Origin of the sequence: Pseudomonas protegens (genome assembly GCF_013407925.2) — a bacterium.
Lineage (GTDB): Bacteria > Pseudomonadota > Gammaproteobacteria > Pseudomonadales > Pseudomonadaceae > Aquipseudomonas > Aquipseudomonas fluorescens_AP.
Genome location: NZ_CP060201.1, coordinates 2,771,284 through 2,792,276 on the forward strand (window position 1 = coordinate 2,771,284; position 20,993 = coordinate 2,792,276).

21 protein-coding genes and 1 pseudogene are annotated in these 20,993 nt (G+C 63.0%); 14 read left to right on the forward strand and 8 right to left on the reverse strand.

Going from position 1 to position 20,993, the window contains the following annotated elements:
- Positions 1-89 precede the first annotated feature (89 nt).
- The 3 genes from phaZ to GGI48_RS12785 all read left to right on the forward strand — a co-directional run bounded on the left by phaZ (position 90) and on the right by GGI48_RS12785 (position 3,425).
- Positions 90-950 carry a poly(3-hydroxyalkanoate) depolymerase gene (gene phaZ, locus GGI48_RS12775; RefSeq protein WP_016962741.1) on the forward strand — a complete coding sequence of 287 codons (861 nt, stop codon included), beginning with the start codon at positions 90-92 and terminating at the stop codon, positions 948-950.
- A 108-nt stretch (positions 951-1,058) separates the two neighbouring features.
- Positions 1,059-2,741: a class II poly(R)-hydroxyalkanoic acid synthase gene (gene phaC / locus GGI48_RS12780; protein WP_179598587.1), complete on the forward strand. Its 1,683-nt coding sequence runs from the start codon at positions 1,059-1,061 to the stop codon at positions 2,739-2,741.
- Between the two features lie 63 nt (positions 2,742-2,804).
- A complete protein-coding gene (locus GGI48_RS12785) occupies positions 2,805-3,425 on the forward strand; it encodes a TetR/AcrR family transcriptional regulator (protein WP_047301188.1) in 621 nt (206 codons plus the stop codon).
- Positions 3,426-3,506: 81 nt separating this feature from the next.
- On the opposite strand, the gene GGI48_RS12790 is transcribed toward GGI48_RS12785, so the two are convergent.
- From GGI48_RS12790 to GGI48_RS12800, 3 genes are all read right to left on the reverse strand, one after another.
- Entirely contained in the window at positions 3,507-4,334 is an 828-nt protein-coding gene (locus tag GGI48_RS12790) for a phasin family protein (RefSeq protein ID WP_179598589.1), read from the reverse strand.
- Between the two features lie 10 nt (positions 4,335-4,344).
- Positions 4,345-4,767 (reverse strand): phasin family protein, encoded by a 423-nt coding sequence (locus tag GGI48_RS12795; RefSeq protein ID WP_016962739.1) that lies wholly within the window; start codon positions 4,765-4,767, stop codon positions 4,345-4,347.
- Between the two features lie 202 nt (positions 4,768-4,969).
- Positions 4,970-5,245, reverse strand: a complete 276-nt coding sequence (locus tag GGI48_RS12800) for a polyhydroxyalkanoic acid system family protein (RefSeq protein WP_016962738.1) — start codon at positions 5,243-5,245, stop codon at positions 4,970-4,972.
- Between the two features lie 155 nt (positions 5,246-5,400).
- Between GGI48_RS12800 and ubiE the strand changes: the two genes are divergently transcribed.
- From ubiE to GGI48_RS31505, 11 genes and pseudogenes are all read left to right on the forward strand, one after another.
- A complete protein-coding gene (gene ubiE / locus GGI48_RS12805) occupies positions 5,401-6,171 on the forward strand; it encodes a bifunctional demethylmenaquinone methyltransferase/2-methoxy-6-polyprenyl-1,4-benzoquinol methylase UbiE (RefSeq protein ID WP_011058802.1) in 771 nt (256 codons plus the stop codon).
- Positions 6,171-6,794: an SCP2 domain-containing protein gene (locus tag GGI48_RS12810; RefSeq protein WP_179598591.1), complete on the forward strand. Its 624-nt coding sequence runs from the start codon at positions 6,171-6,173 to the stop codon at positions 6,792-6,794. Before ubiE ends, GGI48_RS12810 begins: the two co-directional genes overlap by 1 nt.
- The gene (gene ubiB / locus GGI48_RS12815) at positions 6,791-8,395 is read left to right on the forward strand and encodes a ubiquinone biosynthesis regulatory protein kinase UbiB (RefSeq protein WP_179598593.1); all 1,605 of its coding nucleotides are present in this window, start codon (positions 6,791-6,793) and stop codon (positions 8,393-8,395) included. The genes GGI48_RS12810 and ubiB overlap by 4 nt, the downstream gene beginning before the upstream one ends.
- 80 nt (positions 8,396-8,475) lie before the next feature.
- Positions 8,476-8,868, forward strand: coding sequence for a phosphoribosyl-AMP cyclohydrolase (hisI, locus tag GGI48_RS12820; RefSeq protein WP_016962735.1), 393 nt, complete (start codon positions 8,476-8,478; stop codon positions 8,866-8,868).
- A gap of 1 nt (position 8,869) precedes the next feature.
- Complete coding sequence (locus tag GGI48_RS12825; protein ID WP_103741122.1) at positions 8,870-9,202, forward strand: phosphoribosyl-ATP diphosphatase; 333 nt, start codon at positions 8,870-8,872, stop codon at positions 9,200-9,202.
- A 25-nt stretch (positions 9,203-9,227) separates the two neighbouring features.
- Positions 9,228-9,509 carry a twin-arginine translocase TatA/TatE family subunit gene (locus GGI48_RS12830; RefSeq protein WP_016962732.1) on the forward strand — a complete coding sequence of 94 codons (282 nt, stop codon included), beginning with the start codon at positions 9,228-9,230 and terminating at the stop codon, positions 9,507-9,509.
- A 10-nt stretch (positions 9,510-9,519) separates the two neighbouring features.
- Positions 9,520-9,972 carry a Sec-independent protein translocase protein TatB gene (gene tatB / locus GGI48_RS12835; RefSeq protein WP_179598594.1) on the forward strand — a complete coding sequence of 151 codons (453 nt, stop codon included), beginning with the start codon at positions 9,520-9,522 and terminating at the stop codon, positions 9,970-9,972.
- A complete protein-coding gene (gene tatC / locus GGI48_RS12840; protein ID WP_047301176.1) occupies positions 9,969-10,763 on the forward strand; it encodes a twin-arginine translocase subunit TatC in 795 nt (264 codons plus the stop codon). The genes tatB and tatC overlap by 4 nt, the downstream gene beginning before the upstream one ends.
- Positions 10,760-11,467, forward strand: a complete 708-nt coding sequence (locus tag GGI48_RS12845; RefSeq protein ID WP_016962729.1) for a 16S rRNA (uracil(1498)-N(3))-methyltransferase — start codon at positions 10,760-10,762, stop codon at positions 11,465-11,467. The genes tatC and GGI48_RS12845 overlap by 4 nt, the downstream gene beginning before the upstream one ends.
- Before the next feature lie 123 nt (positions 11,468-11,590).
- Positions 11,591-12,601: pseudogene (locus GGI48_RS31500) on the forward strand (methyl-accepting chemotaxis protein); the annotation flags it as partial.
- A gap of 201 nt (positions 12,602-12,802) precedes the next feature.
- Positions 12,803-13,507 carry a methyl-accepting chemotaxis protein gene (locus GGI48_RS31505; protein WP_409565404.1) on the forward strand — a complete coding sequence of 235 codons (705 nt, stop codon included), beginning with the start codon at positions 12,803-12,805 and terminating at the stop codon, positions 13,505-13,507.
- Between the two features lie 62 nt (positions 13,508-13,569).
- Here GGI48_RS31505 and GGI48_RS12855 read toward each other — a convergent pair whose 3' ends face one another.
- From GGI48_RS12855 to GGI48_RS12875, 5 genes are all read right to left on the reverse strand, one after another.
- Complete coding sequence (locus GGI48_RS12855) at positions 13,570-14,304, reverse strand: amino acid ABC transporter ATP-binding protein (protein WP_016962726.1); 735 nt, start codon at positions 14,302-14,304, stop codon at positions 13,570-13,572.
- Entirely contained in the window at positions 14,297-15,259 is a 963-nt protein-coding gene (locus GGI48_RS12860) for an amino acid ABC transporter permease (RefSeq protein WP_016962724.1), read from the reverse strand. The genes GGI48_RS12855 and GGI48_RS12860 overlap by 8 nt, the downstream gene beginning before the upstream one ends.
- A 145-nt stretch (positions 15,260-15,404) precedes the next feature.
- On the reverse strand, positions 15,405-16,202 hold the full coding sequence (locus GGI48_RS12865; RefSeq protein WP_179598595.1) for a transporter substrate-binding domain-containing protein: 798 nt from the start codon (positions 16,200-16,202) through the stop codon (positions 15,405-15,407).
- A 224-nt stretch (positions 16,203-16,426) separates the two neighbouring features.
- The gene (gene mdoH / locus GGI48_RS12870; RefSeq protein WP_016962721.1) at positions 16,427-18,997 is read right to left on the reverse strand and encodes a glucans biosynthesis glucosyltransferase MdoH; all 2,571 of its coding nucleotides are present in this window, start codon (positions 18,995-18,997) and stop codon (positions 16,427-16,429) included.
- Positions 18,990-20,813, reverse strand: coding sequence for a glucan biosynthesis protein G (locus GGI48_RS12875; RefSeq protein WP_042940449.1), 1,824 nt, complete (start codon positions 20,811-20,813; stop codon positions 18,990-18,992). Before GGI48_RS12875 ends, mdoH begins: the two co-directional genes overlap by 8 nt.
- Positions 20,814-20,993: the final 180 nt, after the last annotated feature.

A 20,993-nucleotide genomic window follows, 5' to 3' on the forward strand; every position in this document is an offset into this window, starting at 1 on the left:
GCCCTATTCTTGGTACGAGGCCTGGCCTCAGAAAATCCGGACGACGCCAGGAACGGCGTCGCCCTTGGTTCAATTCACAGGGCTACGGCATGCCACATTCTTTTATCTTTCGCACCGTTGATCTGGATGGGCAGACCATCCGCACGGCGGTACGCCCCGGCAAGCCTCACTTGACGCCGCTGCTGATCTTCAACGGTATCGGCGCCAACCTGGAGCTGGTCTTTCCCTTTGTCCAGGCCCTGGATCCTGACCTGGAAGTCATTGCCTTCGACGTCCCCGGCGTGGGCGGTTCCTCGACCCCGAGCCGGCCTTATCGTTTTCCCGGCCTGGCCAAGCTGACCGCCCGCATGCTCGATTACCTGGACTACGGCCAGGTCAATGCCGTGGGCGTGTCCTGGGGTGGAGCCCTGGCCCAGCAGTTCGCCTACGACTACCCCGAACGCTGCAAGAAACTGGTACTGGCGGCCACTGCCGCCGGCGCTTTCATGGTCCCCGGCAAACCCAAGGTGCTGTGGATGATGGCCAGCCCACGGCGCTACGTGCAGCCTTCCCATGTGATGCGCATCGCGCCGCTGATCTACGGCGGTGCCTTCCGTCGCGATCCGAACCTGGCCGCCGAACACGCCGCCAAGGTCCGCTCGGCCGGCAAGCTGGGCTACTACTGGCAGCTGTTCGCCGGACTGGGCTGGACCAGCATCCACTGGCTGCACAAGATCCACCAGCCGACACTGGTGCTGGCCGGCGACGATGACCCACTGATCCCCCTGATCAATATGCGCATGCTGGCCTGGCGGATTCCCAACGCGCAGCTGCACATCATCGACGACGGCCACCTGTTCCTGATCACCCGGGCCGAGGCCGTCGCCCCGATCATCATGAAATTCCTCCAGGAAGAGCGACAACGCGCCGTGATGCACCCGCATCCACTGCCATCGCACCCAACGAAATAAAACAACGCTGCCGACAGGGTCGTCGCGCGCAAGAAAGGCCAGGAGCGACTATGTTGTCTGTCTTGGATTGGTCTGCTTGTTAGTGGTTTGACGAAGGAGTGTTGACTCATGCAAGACAAGCCTGCACAGGGTTCGCTTCCGGCCCCTGCGGCCTACATCAATGCGCAGAGCGCGATCACCGGTCTGCGCGGCCGGGATCTGCTCTCGACACTGCGCAGCATTGCGGCCCACAGCTTGCGCAACCCGTTGCACAGTGCCCGCCATACCTTGGCCCTGGGTGGCCAGTTGGGACGTGTACTGCTGGGGGAAACCCTGCATAAACCCAATCCCAAGGACAACCGCTTCGCCGACCCGGCCTGGACCCTCAACCCCTTTTACAAACGAGGCTTGCAGGCCTACCTCAGCTGGCAGAAGCAGGTCCGGCACTGGATCGACGACAGCGGCATGAGCGAGGACGACCGGGCCCGGGCGCACTTTGCCTTCTCCCTGCTCAACGACGCGGTGTCGCCCTCCAACACCCTGCTCAATCCCCTGGCCCTCAAGGAAATCTTCAACACCGGCGGCAACAGCGTGGTGCGCGGCATCGGCAACCTGCTGGACGACCTGTTGCACAACAACGGACTGCCCAGCCAGGTGACCAAGCACGCCTTCGAGATCGGCAAGAATCTGGCCGTGACCCCAGGCTCGGTGGTGTTTCGCAATGAGCTGCTGGAACTGATCCAGTACAGCCCCATGAGCGAGAAACAGTACGCCAAGCCGTTGCTGATCGTGCCGCCGCAAATCAACAAGTACTACATCTTCGACCTCAGCCCGCACAACAGCTTCGTCCAGTACGCCCTGAAGAACGGCCTGCAGGTGTTCATGATCAGCTGGCGCAACCCGGACGTGCGCCATCGCGAATGGGGCCTGTCAAGCTACGTAGAGGCTACCGAGGAGGCACTGAACGTCGCCCGGGCCATCACCGGCAGTCGGGACGTCAACCTGGTGGGCGCCTGCGCCGGCGGCCTGACCATCGCCGCCCTGCAAGGTCACCTGCAGGCCAAGCGCCAGCTGCGCCGGGTCGCCAGCGCCACTTACCTGGTGAGTCTGCTGGACAGCCAGCTGGACAGCCCGGCCACCTTGTTCGCCGATGAGAAAACCCTGGAAGCGGCCAAGCGTCGCTCCTACCAGCAAGGGGTGCTCGATGGCCGCGACATGGCCAAGGTGTTTGCCTGGATGCGCCCCAACGACCTGATCTGGAACTACTGGGTCAACAACTACCTGCTGGGCAAGGAGCCGCCGGTCTTCGACATCCTCTACTGGAACAACGACAGCACCCGCCTGCCCGCCGCCTTGCACGGCGACCTGCTGGACTTCTTCAAGCACAACCCTCTGAGCCACGAAGGCGGACTTGAAGTCTGCGGCACCCCGATCGATCTGCAGAAGGTCACGGTGGACAGCTTCAGCGTGGCCGGTATCAACGATCACATCACTCCCTGGGATGCGGTGTACCGCTCGACCCTGCTGCTGGGCGGAGAACGGCGCTTCGTGCTGTCCAACAGCGGGCATGTGCAGAGCATTCTCAACCCGCCGAGCAACCCCAAGGCCAACTACGTGGAAAACCGCAAACTCAGCAGCGATCCGCGAGCCTGGTATTACGACGCCAAGCATGTCGACGGCAGCTGGTGGGGCCAGTGGCTGAGCTGGGTCCAGGAGCACTCTGGAGCGCAGCGGGAAACCCTGACCACCCTCGGCAACCCGAACTATCCGCCCATGGAGGATGCACCGGGCACCTACGTGCGCGTGCGCTGAAAACACTTTGCTCCACGACTCCATGCCGGAGTCGTCCGCCCAATGGACCGACAAGAAGTCAGGATGAAGACCCGCGACCGGATACTCGAATGTGCCCTGCAACTGTTCAACCAGAAGGGCGAGCCCAACGTCTCCACCATGGAGGTGGCCAATGAGATGGGCATCAGCCCCGGCAACCTCTACTACCACTTCCATGGCAAGGAGCCCCTGGTACTCGGCCTGTTCGAACGTTTCCAGAACGAGCTGACACCGCTGCTGGACCCGCCGTCCGATGCCCAACTGGCGCCGGAAGACTACTGGCTGTTCCTGCACCTGATTGTCGAGCGCCTGGCCCACTACCGCTTCCTGTTCCAGGATCTGTCTAACCTCGCGGGGCGCCTGCCGAAACTGGCCAAGGGCATTCGCCACCTGCTCAACGCCCTCAAGCGCACCCTGGCCTCGCTGCTGGCCCGACTCAAGGCCCAGGGGCAACTGGTCAGCGGGACCCAGGCCCTGGGCCAACTGGTGGAACAGATCACCCTGACCCTGCTGTTTTCCCTGGACTACCAGCGGATTCTTGATCGCGAGGGGGAAGTGCGCCTGGTGGTCTACCAGATCATGATGCTGGTGGCTCCGCACCTGCTGCCGCCGGCGAAGCTGGCCACCGAACAGATGGCGTTGCGCTACCTGGAAGAACAGGCATAGGCGCGCCTGGCGAGTACCGAACGCGGCCCAATAAAAAACGCCCGGCCTTTAGAGGCCGGGCGTTGTCTGTGCCCGATGCAATCAGGACTGGCTGCTTGGCGTCGCTGGAGCTGGCGCAGCAGTCGGCGCTACCGCCGGGCTGGGGGCTGCGGCAGAGTTTGCCGAGCTGGCCGAAGCCGTCGGGGCTGGCGCTGCAGGCTTGGCCGCCACCGCGGGCTTGGCAGCAGGCTTCTTGGCGGCAGGCTTTTTCGCCACAGCGGGTTTAGCCGCAGGCTTGGCGGCGGGTTTGGCAGCGGCTTTTACCGCTGGCTTGGCGGCGGGCTTGGCCGCAGGTTTTGCTGCAACAGGCTTGGCAGCGGTTTTGGCAGCCGGTTTGGCGGCAGCGGTTTTCGCGGCAGGCTTGGCGGCGGGTTTAGCGGCAGCTTTGGCCAGAGGCTTGGCTGCAGGTTTTGCCGCAGGCTTGGCAGCGGCGGTCTTGGCCGCAACCGGCGCGACCTTGGCACCTGTGAGTTTTTCAATCTGCTTGGTCAGGGTGTCGACCTTGTCATGCAGTGCTTTCACCTCGTTGCGGCTCGGTACGCCCAGACGCGAGATGGCACTGTTCAAACGCTTGTCGAAAGCGCCTTCCAGTTCGTCCCACTTGCCCAGGGCGCGGTCCTTGACGTCGCTGATGCGCGACTTGGCCGAACTTGCGGAGTCTTTGGCGGCATCGACTTTCTTGCCGACTACGCTCTTGGTCAGTTTCTCGGCTTTCTCGCCATCTTTGACCAGTGTCTCGAAAAGCTTGCTGCCGTCAGAGTCGATTTTCGAGTACACGCCTAAACCAGCAAGCCAAATTTTACGGGAGTACTCTTCGACTTTCCCGATCCACGAGCTGCCTTCTTTTTCAGTATTCTTTTTACCAGCCATCCCGTTCTCCTTAATGTTTACGCGCGACACGTTCGAGCAACGCCGTCAGCTCATCGAGCTTAGCAGAGAGTGTCTCGACGTCATGTTTAGACGGAATGCCGATGCGATTCAAGGCACTGGCGACGCGCGTGTCAAAGGCCTTCTCGACCTTGTCCAGCTGCACTTCGACCTTGCCTTTAAGAGTACTGACATCCCCTTTAACGCTATCTATCTGACTATTGGCCGCTTCAAGTTGTTCAGTGACAACTTTTTTGCCTTTCTTTTCAACGGATTGACCGGCCTTGATCAACTCCTGGAAGTATTCGCTGCCTTCGTGGCCGACTTTGGCGTAGGCCCCAAGGCCTGCCAGCCAGATCTTGCGGGCATAGGATTTGACTTCGCTCAGAGCAGTCGATTGAGCATCAACTTTTTTCTTCAGAATCACTTTGGCCATGGTGCACCTCACGCGCGGATGGTTTGAGGAACCGTCCTCGGAACGAGGACCTGAGGCACAACCTAGAGAGAAAAATTAGAATCGGCACCCTAACGAATGTCATCAATTCATGTCGGAGCCGGCTCGCCGGCAAGGCGCTTAACCTTGGCAACCATTGCAGTGCCTGGGATTGGCCTGCAAGCCGGCTCCTGGGGAGTGGAGGTCAGGCCAGGGCCTTGTCCAGGGCTTTTTCAATTTCCGACTGGATGGTGCCGCTCATGGCCGACATCAACAGACCCAGCTCCACGTCGATCCGGATCGACGCCTCGCCCACATGCACCGCGCCTTTGACCCCGGAGCGCTTGAGGTTCAGCGTATCCCCCGCCCATTGCGGCTCCAAGCCATATTGATCGGCGAGTTTCTGCGCCAGTTTATCGGCCTTTTCACGGGCCACCTGCTTACCCAGGCCATGGGCGCGTTCAACACTAATACGGGCCATCGAAGGACTCCTGCTGTTTCCGGACTTGCCTGAAGCATCTTGACCCTGCGTGCGTCAAAACGTCCCGGCGGTTCGCTATCTTACATTCAGCCTTGCCAAGACAAAGACCGCCACCGGGATTAGAATGTCGCGCATTCTCTTTTGGTGACAGCGATATGACTGATCAGCGCAAAGGCAGCGATGCCGAACCCACCACGCATTTCGGCTTCAAGAACGTTCCTGAAAGCCAGAAAGCGGAAAAAGTCGCAGAGGTGTTCCACTCGGTAGCGGCCAAGTACGACCTGATGAACGACGTACTGTCCGGCGGCATGCACCGTTTGTGGAAACGCTTCACCATCGAGCTCTCCGGCGTGCGCGCCGGCAACCGCGTGCTGGATATCGCCGGCGGCACGGGCGATCTGACCAAGCGGTTTTCCCACCTGGTAGGACCGACCGGCCAAGTGGTGCTGGCGGACATCAACGAATCCATGCTCAAGGTCGGCCGTGACCGCCTGCTGGACCTGGGTGTGGCCGGCAACGTCGAATTCGTCCAGGCCGACGCGGAAAAACTGCCGTTCCCCGACAACCATTTCGACTGCGTGACCATCGCCTTCGGCCTGCGCAATGTCACCCATAAAGAAGACGCCCTGCGCTCCATGCTGCGGGTGCTCAAGCCCGGTGGCCGCCTCTTGGTGCTGGAATTCTCCAAGCCGACCAACGCGCTGATGTCCAAGGTCTACGACGCCTATTCGTTCGCCTTCATGCCCCTGGCCGGCAAGCTGATCACCAACGACTCGGAAAGCTACCGCTACCTGGCCGAATCGATCCGCATGCACCCCAACCAGGAAACCCTGAAGTCGATGATGGTCGAAGCCGGTTTCGACCGCGTGACCTATCACAACATGACCGCAGGCATCGTCGCCCTGCACCGCGGCATCAAGCCCTGATGTTGCTCAGCGGCCTGCTCGCCAGCGTCGAGACCGGCATCAACCGGGTGCTGCGTCTGGACAGCACGGCCCTGCCGCGCCTGCAGCACCTCAACGGCAAGGTGATCGCCGTCGACTGCCGCAGCCCGGCACTGCAACTGTTCATCCTGCCCAGCGATGAAGGCCTGATACTGGCCAGCCAGTGGGCCGCCGAACCGGACTGCATCCTGCGCGCGCCGGCATCGAGCCTGGTACGCCTGGCCCTGAGCAAGGACAAGACCGCAGTGCTGCACGCGCCGGAGGTGGAGCTGGAAGGCGACAGCGGCGTGCTGCTGGACCTGGCGGCCATCCTCCAGGACCTGGAGCTGGACTGGGAATACGAACTGTCCCGCTGGCTGGGCCCCGTGGCCACCCAGCTGTTCAGTGGCCATGTGCGCAGCCGGGCACGCTGGTATCAACAGGGCTTTGCCAGCCTGAATCAGAACCTTGCCGAATTCCTTGCCGAAGAATCGCGGACCCTGGTGGGTCAGCGCGAAGCCGAAGCGCGCTTTCGCGAACTGGATCAGGCCAAACTCGACCTGGAACGCCTTGAGGCGCGCTTCGAGCGCCTTTCCCGATCCCTTGACCCAAGCGATAACGCATGAAGCTGCTTGCCGTCCGCCGTCTGTTGCGCATCCAGCGCGTCGTGATCCGCTACCGTCTCGATGACCTGCTATTCGCCCTGCCCCTGCCCTGGTTTCTCCTGGCCCTGCGCTTCGCCTTGCCCTGGCGCTGGTTCCCGCGCAAGCCACTGGACCTGAGCCGCGGTGCCCGGCTGCGCCTGGCGCTACAAGACCTGGGACCGATCTTCATCAAGTTCGGGCAGATCCTCTCCACCCGCCGCGACCTGCTGCCGGAAGACATCGCCGACGAACTGATGCTGCTGCAGGACCGGGTACCACCGTTCGACTCGCAGAAGTCCGTGGCCCTGATCGAAGAGCAACTGGGCAAGAAGATCAGCGACGTGTTCAGTCGCTTCGACATTGAGCCGCTGGCCTCGGCCTCGGTGGCCCAGGTCCACGCCGCCAAGCTCAAGACCGGTGAAGAAGTGGTGGTCAAGGTGATCCGCCCCGGGCTCAAGCCGATCATCGCCCAGGACCTGGCATGGCTGTTCATCCTCGCCCGCGCCGCGGAAAGGCTTTCGGCCGACGCCCGCCTGCTGCACCCGGTGGACGTGGTCAGCGACTACGAGAAAACCATCTACGACGAGCTCGACCTGCTGCGCGAGGCGGCCAACTCCAGCCAGCTCAAGCGCAACTTCGAAGGTTCGCCGCTGCTGTATGTCCCCCAGGTCTACTGGGATTGGTGCCGGCCGAAGGTACTGGTGATGGAGCGCATCTATGGCATCCAGGTCACTGACCTGGCGACCCTGGCCGACCAGCGCACCGACATGAAAATGCTCGCCGAGCGGGGTGTGGAGATCTTCTTCACCCAGGTGTTCCGCGACAGTTTCTTCCACGCCGACATGCACCCGGGCAACATCTTCGTCAGCACCGTGCAGCCCTGGAGCCCGCAGTACATCGCCATCGACTGCGGCATCGTCGGCAGCCTGACCCCGGAAGACCAGGACTACCTGGCACGCAACCTGTTCGCCTTCTTCAAGCGCGACTACCGTCGCGTGGCCCAGTTGCACATCGACTCCGGTTGGGTCCCGGCAGAAACCAAGCTCAACGAATTCGAGGCGGCAATCCGTACCGTGTGCGAGCCGATCTTCGAAAAGCCGCTGAAGGACATTTCCTTCGGCCAGGTGCTGATGCGCCTGTTCCAGACCGCTCGGCGCTTCAACATGGAAGTGCAGCCGCAACTGGTGCTGCTACAGAAGACCCTGCTCAACATTGAAGGCCTGGGCCGCCAGCTGTACCCGGACCTGGATCTGTGGAACACCGCGCAACCCTTCCTCGAACGCTGGATGCGCGAGCGGGTCAGCCCCAAGGCGGTGCTGGGCAATATCCACAGCCAGATCGAGCAACTGCCGCACCTGGCCAACATGACCCGCGACCTGCTGGAACGCATGTCGCAGCCCCACGCCGCCGATCCTCCGGCGCCCTGGCAGCGACGCAAGGACGACTGGTTCCTGCGCTTGCTGGGCACCGCTCATCTGGCCGGCGGCGCCGTTCTGGCCGCTGGCGGCCCACTGCAGGAACTGGGGCACTGGCCTGCCGGCGTGATGATCGCAGTGGGCCTGTATCTGATCGTGCGCCGATAGCCAGTGGCGCGACCTGCTGGCAAACTGTCGCAATCGCCGAGGCGCTACCAGCGGGTGGCGCCCGGTTGTCGGAGTCGAACATGAAAGATTGGCTGGACCAGATCAAATGGGACGCGGACGGCCTGGTGCCGGCCATCGCCCAGGACCACAAGACCGGGCGCGTGCTGATGATGGCCTGGATGAACCGCGAGGCCCTGAGCCTGACCGCCGCCGAGAACCGCGCCATTTATTGGTCACGTTCCCGTGGCAAGCTATGGCGCAAGGGCGAGGAGTCCGGGCATGTGCAGAAACTGCATGAAATGCGCCTGGACTGCGACGCCGACGTGATCATCCTGATGGTCGAGCAGATCGGCGACATTGCCTGTCACACCGGCCGCCACAGCTGTTTCTACCGCGTCTTCGAAGACGGCGAGTGGAAAACCGTCGAACCGGTCCTCAAGGACCCGCACGCGATTTATTCTGCAGGACACTGACATGAGCGATACCCTCACCCGTCTGGCCCAGGTGCTGGAAGAGCGCAAAGACGCCGCAGCCGACAGCTCCTACGTCGCCAGCCTGTATCACAAGGGCCTGAACAAGATTCTGGAAAAAGTCGGCGAAGAGTCGGTGGAAACCATCATCGCCGCCAAGGACGCCGCCATCAGCGGCGACTGCAGCGACCTGATCTACGAAACCGCGGACCTGTGGTTCCACACCCTGGTCATGCTGGCGCAGCTGGGGCAGCATCCCCAGGCCGTGCTCGATGAGCTGGACCGCCGCTTCGGTCTGTCCGGACACGCCGAGAAAGCCTCGCGCCCGTCCGCCTGAACAACTTTCTAAGAGGAAACGCAGCATGGGCATTTTTGACTGGAAACACTGGATCGTCATCCTGGTGGTCGTGGTACTGGTATTCGGCACCAAGAAGCTCAAGAACCTGGGCACCGACGTCGGCGAGTCGATCAAGGGCTTTCGCAAGGCCATGAACGACGACGAAAAACCGGCCGAGCCCGTGGTTCCTCCAGCGGCCCAACCGGTGCCACCGGCCCAGCCCCAGCAGAGCGCGCCGCTGAACCAGCCGCACACCATCGACGTGCAGGCCCAGAAAGTCGAAGAGCCGACCCGCAAAGACTCGTGAGCACTGACTAATGTTTGGTATCAGCTTCTCTGAACTGCTGCTGGTGGGCCTGGTGGCCCTGCTGGTGCTCGGCCCCGAGCGCCTGCCCGGTGCTGCGCGCACCGCCGGCCTGTGGGTCGGGCGCCTCAAGCGCAGCTTCAACGCGATAAAACAGGAAGTTGAACGGGAAATCGGGGCCGATGAAATTCGTCGGCAACTGCACAACGAGCACATTCTGTCCCTGGAGCAGGAGGCGCGGAAAATCCTCGCCCCGACCCAGCAGCAACCCACTCCAGTGGAGCCTGTGGCCGAGCAGACGATCCACGCGCCAGGCACCACGCCAGTAGCCGAAGCCTCGCCAGTCAGTGAAGTGCCCGCCCCCGCGACAGTGACCTCGGCACCGACCGCAGAGCCAGCAGCCCCGGTGGCAACACCCGCCACCACGGCCCCCCACGACTCCACCTTGCCGCCGCGAGCCCCATGAGCGATATCCCAGAGAACGACCAACACATGCCGCTGGTGTCGCACCTCACCGAGCTGCGTACCCGCCTGCTGCGCTGCGTAGCGGCGATCTTCATCATCTTCGCCGGGCTGTTCGCCTTCACCCAGCAGATCTACACCATCGTCTCCACGCCGCTGCGCCAGTACCTGCCGGTCGGCGCGACGATGATCGCCACCGACGTCGCCTCGCCGTTCCTGACGCCGCTGAAGCTGACCATGATGGTGTCGCTGTTCCTGGCCATTCCGGTGATCCTGCACCAGATCTGGGGTTTTATCGCACCCGGCCTGTACAAGCATGAAAAGCGCATTGCCGTGCCCTTGCTGGTGTCGAGCATCCTGCTGTTCTACATCGGCATGGCCTTCGCCTACTTCCTGGTGTTCCCGCTGATCTTCAAGTTCTTCGCCGCCGCCACCCCGGCCGGCGTGGAAATGATGACCGACATCACCAGCTACCTCGATTTCGTCATGACCCTGTTCTTCGCCTTCGGCGTGGCCTTCGAGATCCCGGTGGCCGTGGTCCTGCTGGTGTGGATCGGCGTGGTCAACGTGGCGTACCTGAGGAAGATCCGGCCTTACGTGATCATCGGCTGCTTCGTGGTGGGCATGATCCTCACGCCGCCGGACATCTTCTCCCAGACCCTGCTGGCCGTGCCCATGTGGCTGCTGTTCGAGATCGGCGTGCTGTTCGGCGGGCTGATCAGCAAGCGCGGCGAACATGCGGACGACGCCCCGGCCGACGATCACAACGACCAGCCGCCAGCGACCCAAGGGTGAACCTGCTGCTTCTGGAGGAGGCCGACTTCATCGCGGCCGACCGAGTGGTACTGCACGATCGGCGCCTGACCCACATGCAGGAAGTGCATCGGGTAGCGGTGGGCGACAGCCTGCGGGTGGGGCGCATCGACGGCTTGATGGGCAACGCCCAGGTCCTGCGCCTGGAAGCCGGCGAGGCCGAACTGCAAGTCACCCTGGAACAAGCGCCACCGGCCAAGCTGCCACTGACCCTGGTCCTGGCCCTGCCACGGCCGAAAATGCTGCGCCGGGTGTTTCAGACCGTGGCCACCATGGGTGTGCCCCGGCTGGTGCTGGTCAACAGCTACCGGGTCGAGAAGAGCTTCTGGCAGACCCCGTTCCTTGAACCCGAAGCCATTCGCGAACAACTGATCCTTGGCCTGGAGCAGGCACGCGACACTGTGCTGCCCGAAGTGGTCATCGAGAAACGCTTCAAGCCCTTCGTCGAGGACCGTTTGCCGGCCCTTTGCGCCGACACCCTGGGACTGGTAGGCCACCCGGGGCAGTACCCGCCCTGCCCACGCGACGTGGATCGGCCGGTGACCCTGGCCATCGGCCCGGAAGGCGGCTGGATTCCCTACGAAATCGACCTGCTGGGCAAGGCCGGATTGCAACCCGTGCAACTGGGCGAACGCATCCTGCGGGTGGAAACCGCCGTCACCGCCCTGCTCGCCCGTCTGTTCTGAGGATGGGCACGGCCTCAGCCGGGCCTGTCGCCAGTAATAGCAAACCGCCAGTCAGCTACAGAATCCTGGGTTCCCGCCGATAGCCTATGGTTAAGCCCATATTGCTAAAAGGGAGTTCGCGGCATGTACGGTTGGCTAGCCAAAAAACTGGGAAACCTGAGCGTCAGCCTCAAGCTCGGCATCGGCTTCGGCCTGGTACTGCTGCTGACCCTGTTGATCACCGCCACCGGCTGGACGGGCTTGGCGGGAGTCATCGATCGTGGCGACAAGCTGGGCAACATCTCCACCCTCTACGCCATGACCAAGGACCTGCGCATCGCCCGCCTCAACTACGAGATGCTGCATGGCGAACAAGGTCCCGATGCCGTCAACGCCATGCTCAAGCAGCTCGACGAAGGCCTGCAAGCAGCCCGCGCGCAATTGCAGCAACCTGAAAGCATCGCCATGGTCGAACAGCAACTGGATGCCGTTGCCGAGTATCACCGGGCCTTCAACGACATGACACGCGCCACCGCAGCCCGCGAAGCGGCCCGCTCCCAGCTCGGGGCCAGCGCGGACAACGCCGCGGCCCGGGTCGCCGAAGTCGAGAAGTCGCTGCTGCAAGGCGACAGCGTGGCCCAGTTCAACAACGTCATCGAGCTTTCCAGGCTGATCCAGCAGGCACGCTTCCAGGTTCGCGGCTACACCTACAGCGGCAAGCCCGAAGCCAAGCAGCCGGCCCTCGACGCCATCGACAACGCCCTGAACAACCTCACCGGCCTGCCCTCGCGCCTGCCGGAACAGCACATTGCCAACCTGCAACAGGCCAGCGACTCGCTCAAGGCCTACCGCGCGGCGGTCAGTGCCTTCAGCGACTCCGAGGAAGCCAGCGCCGCCGCCCTCAAGCGCATGGCCACCCAGGGCGACCGCTTGATGAACCTGAGCAAGCAACTGACCGCCGCGCAGACCGCCAAGCGTGACAGCGAGGCCAGCCAGGCCAAGAGCACCCTGCTGATCGCAACGCTACTGGCGCTGGTCTTCGGCATGGTCGCTGCCTGGGCCATCACCCGGCAGATCATCCAGCCCCTGCAACAGACCCTCAAGGCCGCCGAGCGCGTGGCGTCCGGCGACCTCAGCCAGGACCTGACAGTCGACCGGCGCGACGAGATGGGCCAGCTGCAACGCGCCATGCAACGCATGACCCTGGGCCTGCGGGAGCTGATCGGCGGTATCAGCGACGGCGTGACCCAGATCGCCAGCGCCGCCGAACAACTGTCCGCCGTCACCGAGCAGACCAGCGCCGGGGTCAACAGCCAGAAAGTCGAAACCGACCAAGTGGCCACGGCCATGAATGAAATGGCCGCCACGGTGCAGGAAGTGGCACGCAACGCCGAAGAGGCTTCGGAAGCGGCCGTAGCCGCCGATCAGCAGGCACGCGAAGGCGACCGGGTGGTCAACGAAGCCATCGCCCAGATCGAGCGCCTGGCCCGCGAGATGGGCAACTCCACCGAAGCCATGGGCCACCTCAAGCAGGAAAGCGACAAGATCGGCAGCGTGCTGGACGTGATCAAGTCCGTGGCCCAGCAGACCAACCTGCTGGCCCTCAACGCCGCCATCGAAGCCGCCCGGGCCGGCGAAGCCGGACGCGGTTTCGCCGTGGTCGCGGACGAGGTGCGCAGCCTGGCGCAACGCACCCAGCAATCCACCGAAGAAATCGCCGAGCTGATCGTCGGCCTGCAAAGCGGCACCCAGCAAGTGGCCAGCACCCTGGACACCAGCCGCAGCCTGAGCGACAGCAGCGTCGAGCTGACCCGCCGGGCCGGGGGGTCGCTGGAGAACATTACTCGCACGGTGTCGGCGATCCAGGCGATGAACCAGCAGATCGCCGCCGCCGCCGAGCAGCAGAGCGCCGTAGCGGAAGAGATCAACCGCAGCGTATTGAATGTGCGTGATGTGTCTGAACAGACGTCATCGGCCAGCGAGGAAACCGCGGCCTCCAGCGCCGAGCTGGCGCGGTTGGGGATTCACTTGCAGAGCCTGGTGGGGCGTTTCCGGGTCTGAACCGCTTCGCCGGAAAGCCGGCTCCTACAGGGGATGTAGGAACCGGCTTGCCGGCGCAGGCCTCACAGTACCTGACGCAGGAAAGCCTGGGCCCGAGGGTCTTTCGGCGCCTCGAAGAACACCTCCGGCGCCGCATCTTCCAGCAGCTTGCCGTGATCGAAGAACAGCACCCGATCCGCCACTTCCCGGGCAAAGCCCATCTCGTGAGTCACGCAGACCATGGTCATGCCTTCCAGGGCCAGGGTCTTCATCACGTCCAGCACCTCGCCGACCATTTCCGGGTCCAGGGCCGAGGTCGGCTCGTCGAACAGCATCACCTTGGGCTCCATCGCCAGGGCCCGGGCAATCGCCACCCGCTGCTGCTGACCGCCGGAAAGCCGTGAAGGAAACTCGTGGGCCTTCTGCGCGATACCGACCTTCTCCAACAGCGCCAGGGCCTTGGCCTCGCGCTCCTGCTTGCCGCGCTTGCGCACCACCTTCTGCGCCAGGCAGAGGTTGTCCAGCACGGTCATGTGGGGAAACAGGTTGAAATGCTGGAACACCATGCCGACTTCCCGGCGATAGGCGTTCACGTCGGTCTTGGGATCGGCCAGCTGCAGGCCGTCGATGCTCACCGAGCCGGAGTCGAACGCTTCCAGGCCGTTGAGGCAGCGCAGGAAGGTCGACTTGCCGGAACCGGAAGGCCCGATCACCACCAGCACTTCGCCCTTGGCCACCTGGGTGGTGACGTTATCCACCGCGCGCACCACCTGGCCACGGGTGTCGAAGACTTTTACCAGATCGCGGACTTCAATCACTTTGCGCGAGCCTCCGCTCAAGCCGGCTGGCCATCTTCGACAGCGGCAGGTTGATCAACAAATACAGGCCCGCCACACAGAACAGGATCTCGAACGGCGAGAACGAGGTGGTGATGACTTCCCGGCCGCTCTTGAGCAGCTCGGTGATGGCGATCACCGACACCAGCGAAGTGTCCTTGACCAGGCTGATGAACTGCCCGGCCAGGGGCGGCAGCACCCGTTTGAAGGCCTGGGGCAGCACCACATGACGCATCGACTGGCCGGCGCTGAGCCCCAGGGAGCGGGCGGCTTCGTTCTGGCCGCGGGCGATGGACTGCACCCCGGCGCGGACGATCTCCGCCACATAGGCCCCGGTAAACAGCGACAGCGCGGCGATCCCGGCGAATTCCCGGGACAGGTTGAGCACCGTGCCGATAAAGAAATAGAAGATGAAGATCTGCACCAGCAGCGGCGTGCCCCGCACCAGCTCGACATAGATCGTCGACAGGTCGCGCAGGGTCGGGTTGCTGGACAGCCGGCACAGACCGGTGCCCAGACCGATGATCAGGCCCAGCACCCCGGACACCACCGACAGCCACAAGGTGGTCCACAGGCCCCACAACAAAGGCCCCGCGGCCCAGTGCCGGGTGACGCCGATCACGTCGCCTTCGGCCACGTCATCGCCGCTGGCCACCTGCAGGCTGCTTTCATCGACGCTCAGGTGCTGCTCGGCACCCGAGTCACCGCGCAGGGTGACCTGGGCCTTGCCGCCCTGGCGCACGACCTCGGCGACGGTGGAGATCTCCGCCGCCCGCTGGGATTCTTCGGCCTGATAGGCGAAGTACTGGGGGACACGGTTCCAGCGCCACTCGTAGGACATCAACGAGGTGGCGTAGTACAGCGCGCCAGCCAGACCGATCAGCACCAGCACGGTCAGCACGTGCCAGGGCCATTGGGCTTTTTTCTGTTTGTTCACTTTGCAGGTTCCAGCGGTTTGCAGCGGGGAGGTTCGGCAGAGCCTGGGTGGGCATCATCGCGAGCAAGCTCGCTCCTACAAAAACGCGGTACGCCCTGTAGGAGCGAGCTTGCTTGCGATCAACCGCCAATCAGTTGCCTGACGCCTATTCCATGTCCTTGAGCCACTCGGTGCTCTTGAACCACTTGTCATGGATGCGATCGTAGGTGCCGTCTTCGTGGATCTGGTGCAGGAAGTTGTTGATGAAGTTGAGGCTGTCGTAGTCGCCCTTCTTCAGGCCGAAGGCCAGGGGCTCGTAGGTGAACGGCTTGTCGAGGAATACCAGCTTGCCGTTACCGACCTTGTTCACTGCCACCACGTTGTACGGGGCGTCATAGATAAAGGCGTCGGCCTTGCCGTTGACCACGTCCAGCACCGCTTCCTGCTCGTTGTCGTAGCCGTGGTACTTGGCCTTGGCGATCAGCTTCTTGGCGACCATTTCACCGGTGGTGCCCAGCTTGGAGGTGATGCGGTAATCGGCGCTGTTCAGGTCCTTGTAGGACTTGATGGTACCTTCCAGCTCCTTGCGGATCAGCAGGGTCTGGCCGACCACGATGAAGGGTTCGCTGAAGTTCAGGCGCAGGTTGCGTTCCTGGGTCAGGGTCATGCCGCTGCCGATCATGTCGAACTTGTCGGTCAGCAGGGCCGGGATGATGCCGTCATAACCGGTGGAAACCATCTCCAGCTTGACCCCCATGGATTTGGCCATGGCCTTGAGCAGGTCGACTTCGAAACCGATGATTTCGCCGCGCTTGTTGGTCATCTCGAACGGCATGTAGGTCGGGTCCATGCCGACTTTCAGCGTGCCGCGCTTGACCGCGTCATCGATGGCGCCGGCCTGGGCGGTAGTGACCGCCAGCATGGCGGCAGCGCCTACAAGCAGCAGCGAAAGATACTTCTTCATCTCAAGTCCCCTGAAGCCATTTTATTGTGGTGTCTGCGCGCGGCGGGCCTTGGAAGGAAAGTCTTCGACGATCAAGCCGTTATTGATCACGCACAGAAATTTGCGGGTGCGATGCTAACGCACTCGGCCATTTGCACAAGGATTTTTGTTGCCGGCCAAGGGCATGGAGAATATCGGCCGCACATAGCAAAACGCCCTTGAGCAGGAGCTCAAGGGCGTTGGCTTCAAGCCGGTTGCGGCGCCGCGTTCAGCGGCTGCAACGGCAGCAGGGGGGCATGGGGATCGGTATCCACCGACTGGCGCCAGGCGCTCAGCCATTCGCTGTGCCCCTCGCTCCACACCTGCTCATGTAGGCGTCCCAGGGCCACTGGATCGCTCAACAGCGCCAGGCGCTCGCTGTTGTTCAAGGCCGCCGGGCCGGCTTTGAGGGCATGACGCACCCGTTCCTGACGCAGCCATTCGATCGGCTCGGCCTGGGTATGACGGGACGTCGCCAGGGCACAAGCCAGGGCGTTCTGCTGTGGATCGACCACGGCGCGGATAAAGCCGTCGTTGAGCGCGTGCCAGCGGTTCTCGTGGGTGTACTGGTCGGTGGCCAGCAGCGCCTGCGGCGGATTGTATTCCTCAGGGATCAGGAACAGGCTCTCGTCACGGGACTTCAGGCCCAGGCCCACCCGGCTGGAAATCACCGACACCGGAATCGACAGCATCAGCGAACCGACGATCGGCACCAGCCACCAGAGGAAGCTCGGGTTCAGCCAGATCACCAAGAGTGCCCAGCAGAAGCCCAGCAGGGTCTGTGGACCGTGGCGCTTGACCGCTTCGCTCCACGGCGTGGAGTCGTCGTCACGCTGCGGCGAGTTCCAGGTCGCGGCCCAGCCGAGGAACGCGGCCAGGACGAAACGGGTGTGGAAAATCATCCGCACCGGCGCCAGCAGCATGGAGAACAGCATCTCCAGGAGCATCGACAGGGTCACCTTGAACTTGCCGCCGAACTCTTTCGCGCCCTTGGCCCAGATCAGGATGATGCTCAACAGCTTCGGCAGGAACAGCAGCACGATGGTGGTGGAGAACAGCGCGATGGCCTTGTCCGGGTGCCACTGTGGCCACAGCGGATACAGCTGGCGCGGTTCGAGGAAGTACTGCGGCTCCATCAGGGTGTTGACCGCCAGCAGGGCCGTGGACAGCACCAGGAAGAAGAACCACAGCGGCGCCGACAGGTAGGACATCACCCCGGTGAGGAACACCGCGCGGTGCACCGGGTGCATGCCCTTGACCAGGAACAGGCGGAAGTTCATCAGGTTGCCGTGGCACCAGCGACGGTCACGCTTGAGTTCGTCCAGCAGGTTCGGCGGCAATTCTTCGTAACTGCCCGGCAGGTCGTAGGCAATCCACACGCCCCAGCCAGCGCGACGCATCAGCGCGGCTTCGACGAAGTCGTGGGACAGGATCGCACCGGCGAAAGCACCCTTACCGGGCAACGGCGCCAGGGCGCAGTGCTCGATGAACGGCTGCATGCGGATGATCGCGTTGTGGCCCCAGTAGTGCGACTCGCCCAACTGCCAGAAGTGCAGGCCAGCAGTGAACAGCGGACCGTAGACCCGGGTGGCGAACTGCTGCATGCGCGCATACAGGGTGTCCATGCCCGAGGCCCGTGGCGCGGTCTGGATGATCCCGGCGTCCGGCGTGGCCTCCATCAGGCGCACCAGGCTGGTCAGGCATTCGCCGCTCATCACGCTGTCGGCGTCGAGCACCACCATGTACTTGTAGTCGCCGCCCCAGCGACGGCAGAAGTCGTCGAGGTTGCCGCTCTTGCGCTTCACCCGGCGACGGCGCCGGCGATAGAAGATCTTGCCGAAGCCCTTGGCTTCGCGGCAGACATCCAGCCAGGCCTGCTGCTCGGCGACGCAGATATCGCTGTCGTTACTGTCGCTCAAGACGAAGAAGTCGAAGCGGTCCAGGTCACCGGTGGCCGCCACCGACTCGAAGGTCGCCCGCAGGCCGGCAAACACCCGCGGCACGTCTTCGTTGCAGATCGGCATGACCAGGGCGGTGCGCGCATCCTTGGGGATTGGCTCGTTGCCGGCGCTGGCCCCGGAAATGCGGTACTTGTCGTGACCGGTCAACAGTTCCAGGAAGCCCATCAGGGCGGTCCAGAAACCCGCCGACACCCAGCAGAACAGGATCCCGAACAGAATCAGGATGCTGGTCTGCAAGGCATAGGGCAGCACTTGCTGGGCGGTCTGCATCAGCGGCTGGTGCATGACCTCTTCCAGATCGACGAACGACCAGCCCTGGTACGGCATGATGCCTTTCATGTACCAGCCGGCGACGATGGTCTGGCCAAGCATCAACAGCAGCAGGATGTAGCGGCGGATCGAACCCACGGTGCGCCAGCGGGCAGCGGGCAGCACGCGCTCGTCCTTCTTCGGCGCCGGCGGGTTGCTGCGCCCGGTCAGGCGCCGCCAGCCACGCACCAGGATATTGGTGCGCCACGGCTCCGGTACCACCTTGGTGCGGCGGATCGGCGGCGTGGCCTTGAGGCAGACCCGGCCTTCGGCGTCGACACCGAGCATCTGCGCTTCTTCGAGTTCAGCGGCGGTGCTCATGTTCAGGCGCTGGCCCACCGAGGCCTGGGCGGCATCGGCGGGGGCGTCGAAGGTGCTTGACGACAGGCGTTGGTGCAGTTCGCTGAAGGACTGGCAGCCCGCGAGTTCCGCGCGCTGCGCATCCGACATCGGCAGGTGCGCCAGGTACTCGGCAAGAGACTCTGGCTGTAGTTGAGAGTTACTCATCGGCAGGCAACTGATAGCTCCAGGTCTCGGTCAGGACTTGTTCAGTTTTAACCGGTTCCGGTGTGGCAGGGGCCGCTTCGGCAGCAGCAGGCTGCTTGGCGTCTTTGTGGTCCTTGTCCTTGGTGCCCTTGGCATCCTTGGCCGGCTTGGCTTCCGCCTGCTTGGCGGCGGCTGCGGCGGCTTCCTTGTCCTTCTTCTCCTGCTGCTTGGCGGCGAGCTTGTCGGCCTTGGCCACGGAGGAGTTGGAGTTCGGCATCGACGCCTTGGCCGGCTCCGGCTGGGCAATGTCACGGACCAGGGCGGCGCGCATCTCGGTGGACTTGCTCGCGTCCTTGATCTTCATCCGCAGGGTCAGGCGCCAGCCCTTGGTTTCCGGGTTGTAGCGCACGCTGTTTTCCACCAGCTCGGCGTTGTCGCCGACACTGACCTGGCTGCGAACTTCGGCGTTCTCCGGCAATGCCGCCAGGGACGGGCCCTGGAAGTCCACCAGGTAAGCCACGCTGCCATCGGGTTGACGGATCAGGTTGGACTGCTTGACGTCGCCGGTGGAACGCAGGGTCTGTTGCACCCAGGCGCTGTCTGGGGAATGCAGGGCGGCTTCGTCGATGGTCCAGTGCAGGCGATAGGCGTAGTCCAGCGGCTGGCCGGGCTCCGGTTGTTTTTCCGGGTTCCAGAACGCCACGATGTTGTCGTTGGTTTCATCCGCGGTCGGGATCTCGACCAGGTCGACGGTGCCCTTGCCCCAGTCGCCCTTGGGCTCGATCCAGGCGCTTGGGCGCTTGTCGTAGCGGTCATCGAGGTCTTCATAGTGGCTGAAGTCGCGGCCACGCTGCAGCAGGCCGAAACCACGCGGGTTTTCCACCGAGAAGTTGCTAACGGCCAGGTGTTTCGGGTTGTTCAGCGGACGCCAGATCCACTCGCCGTTGCCGGCGTGGATCGACAGGCCGCTGGAGTCATGCAGCTCGCGACGGTAGTTGAGGACTTTCGACGGCTGGTTGGCGCCGAACAGGTACATGCTGGTCAGCGGGGCCAGGCCCAGCTTGCCGACCTTGTCCCGCAGGAACACCCGGGCCTTGACGTCGACAATGGTGTCGGCGCCCGGACGCAGGGTCAGGCGATAGGCGCCGGTGGCCCGTGGCGAGTCCAGCAGGGCGTAGATCACCAGGTGCTTGTCGGTCGGCTTGGGCTGCTGGATCCAGAACTCGCTGAAACGCGGGAACTCTTCGCCGGACGGCAAGGCGGTGTCGATCGCCAGGCCGCGGGCGGACAGGCCATAGGTATGACCCTTGCCAACGACGCGGAAGTAGCTGGCGCCGAGCATGGTCATGATTTCGTCTTGCTTGTCAGCCTTGTTGATCGGGTACAGCACACGGAAACCGGCATAGCCGAGTTTCTCGGTGGCCTTGGGATCGAACTTGACGTCGCCGAAATCGAAACGGTTCGGGTCGTACTTGATCTCGGATACGGTATTGGCGCTGATCTCGTTGATCTTCACCGGCGTGTCGAAGTGCATGCCCTGGTGATAGAACGACAGCTTGAACGGGGTCTTCTGATCGGCCCATTCGGCTTTTTCGCTGAGGAAGCGGATTTTCTGGTAGTCCGCGAACTTCATCTCACGGAACTCGTTCGGCAGGTTACTGCGCGGGGCCTCGTACTTCTGCCCGGCCAGGTCCTTGGCCTTGGCCGACACATCATCCAGATTGAATGCCATGAGTTGACCGGCACCGAACAGGCAGACCAGAGCAGAGCCCGTCACCAGTGCGTTTCGTAACCGTTTGGCAAACAAGTTTGGTGCATTACAGGGACTAACAATCACGAGCAACCCTCGCCGAAAACAGATCAAAAAACCAACGGCCAGCTATCTATATGCCAGGTTGGCGAGCATTGTTCCGACTCCGATGGGGCTAAATGATTCCCCAAGCGGCCGTGGACAAGTCTCTACTTAAGTCAAAATGGACCAACGAACGCTGATCCCCGTAGCGCGCGATTATCTAGT

Bases quoted from the DNA above. Each gene is read 5' to 3' on its own strand.
- phaZ (WP_016962741.1), top strand. From the start codon at position 90: ATGCCACATTCTTTTATCTTTCGCACCGTTGATCTGGATGGGCAGACC.
- phaC (WP_179598587.1), top strand. From the start codon at position 1,059: ATGCAAGACAAGCCTGCACAGGGTTCGCTTCCGGCCCCTGCGGCCTAC.
- GGI48_RS12785 (WP_047301188.1), top strand. From the start codon at position 2,805: ATGAAGACCCGCGACCGGATACTCGAATGTGCCCTGCAACTGTTCAAC.
- GGI48_RS12790 (WP_179598589.1), bottom strand. From the start codon at position 4,334: ATGGCTGGTAAAAAGAATACTGAAAAAGAAGGCAGCTCGTGGATCGGG.
- GGI48_RS12795 (WP_016962739.1), bottom strand. From the start codon at position 4,767: ATGGCCAAAGTGATTCTGAAGAAAAAAGTTGATGCTCAATCGACTGCT.
- GGI48_RS12800 (WP_016962738.1), bottom strand. From the start codon at position 5,245: ATGGCCCGTATTAGTGTTGAACGCGCCCATGGCCTGGGTAAGCAGGTG.
- ubiE (WP_011058802.1), top strand. From the start codon at position 5,401: ATGACTGATCAGCGCAAAGGCAGCGATGCCGAACCCACCACGCATTTC.
- GGI48_RS12810 (WP_179598591.1), top strand. From the start codon at position 6,171: ATGTTGCTCAGCGGCCTGCTCGCCAGCGTCGAGACCGGCATCAACCGG.
- ubiB (WP_179598593.1), top strand. From the start codon at position 6,791: ATGAAGCTGCTTGCCGTCCGCCGTCTGTTGCGCATCCAGCGCGTCGTG.
- hisI (WP_016962735.1), top strand. From the start codon at position 8,476: ATGAAAGATTGGCTGGACCAGATCAAATGGGACGCGGACGGCCTGGTG.
- GGI48_RS12825 (WP_103741122.1), top strand. From the start codon at position 8,870: ATGAGCGATACCCTCACCCGTCTGGCCCAGGTGCTGGAAGAGCGCAAA.
- GGI48_RS12830 (WP_016962732.1), top strand. From the start codon at position 9,228: ATGGGCATTTTTGACTGGAAACACTGGATCGTCATCCTGGTGGTCGTG.
- tatB (WP_179598594.1), top strand. From the start codon at position 9,520: ATGTTTGGTATCAGCTTCTCTGAACTGCTGCTGGTGGGCCTGGTGGCC.
- tatC (WP_047301176.1), top strand. From the start codon at position 9,969: ATGAGCGATATCCCAGAGAACGACCAACACATGCCGCTGGTGTCGCAC.
- GGI48_RS31505 (WP_409565404.1), top strand. From the start codon at position 12,803: ATGGCCGCCACGGTGCAGGAAGTGGCACGCAACGCCGAAGAGGCTTCG.
- GGI48_RS12865 (WP_179598595.1), bottom strand. From the start codon at position 16,202: ATGAAGAAGTATCTTTCGCTGCTGCTTGTAGGCGCTGCCGCCATGCTG.
- mdoH (WP_016962721.1), bottom strand. From the start codon at position 18,997: ATGAGTAACTCTCAACTACAGCCAGAGTCTCTTGCCGAGTACCTGGCG.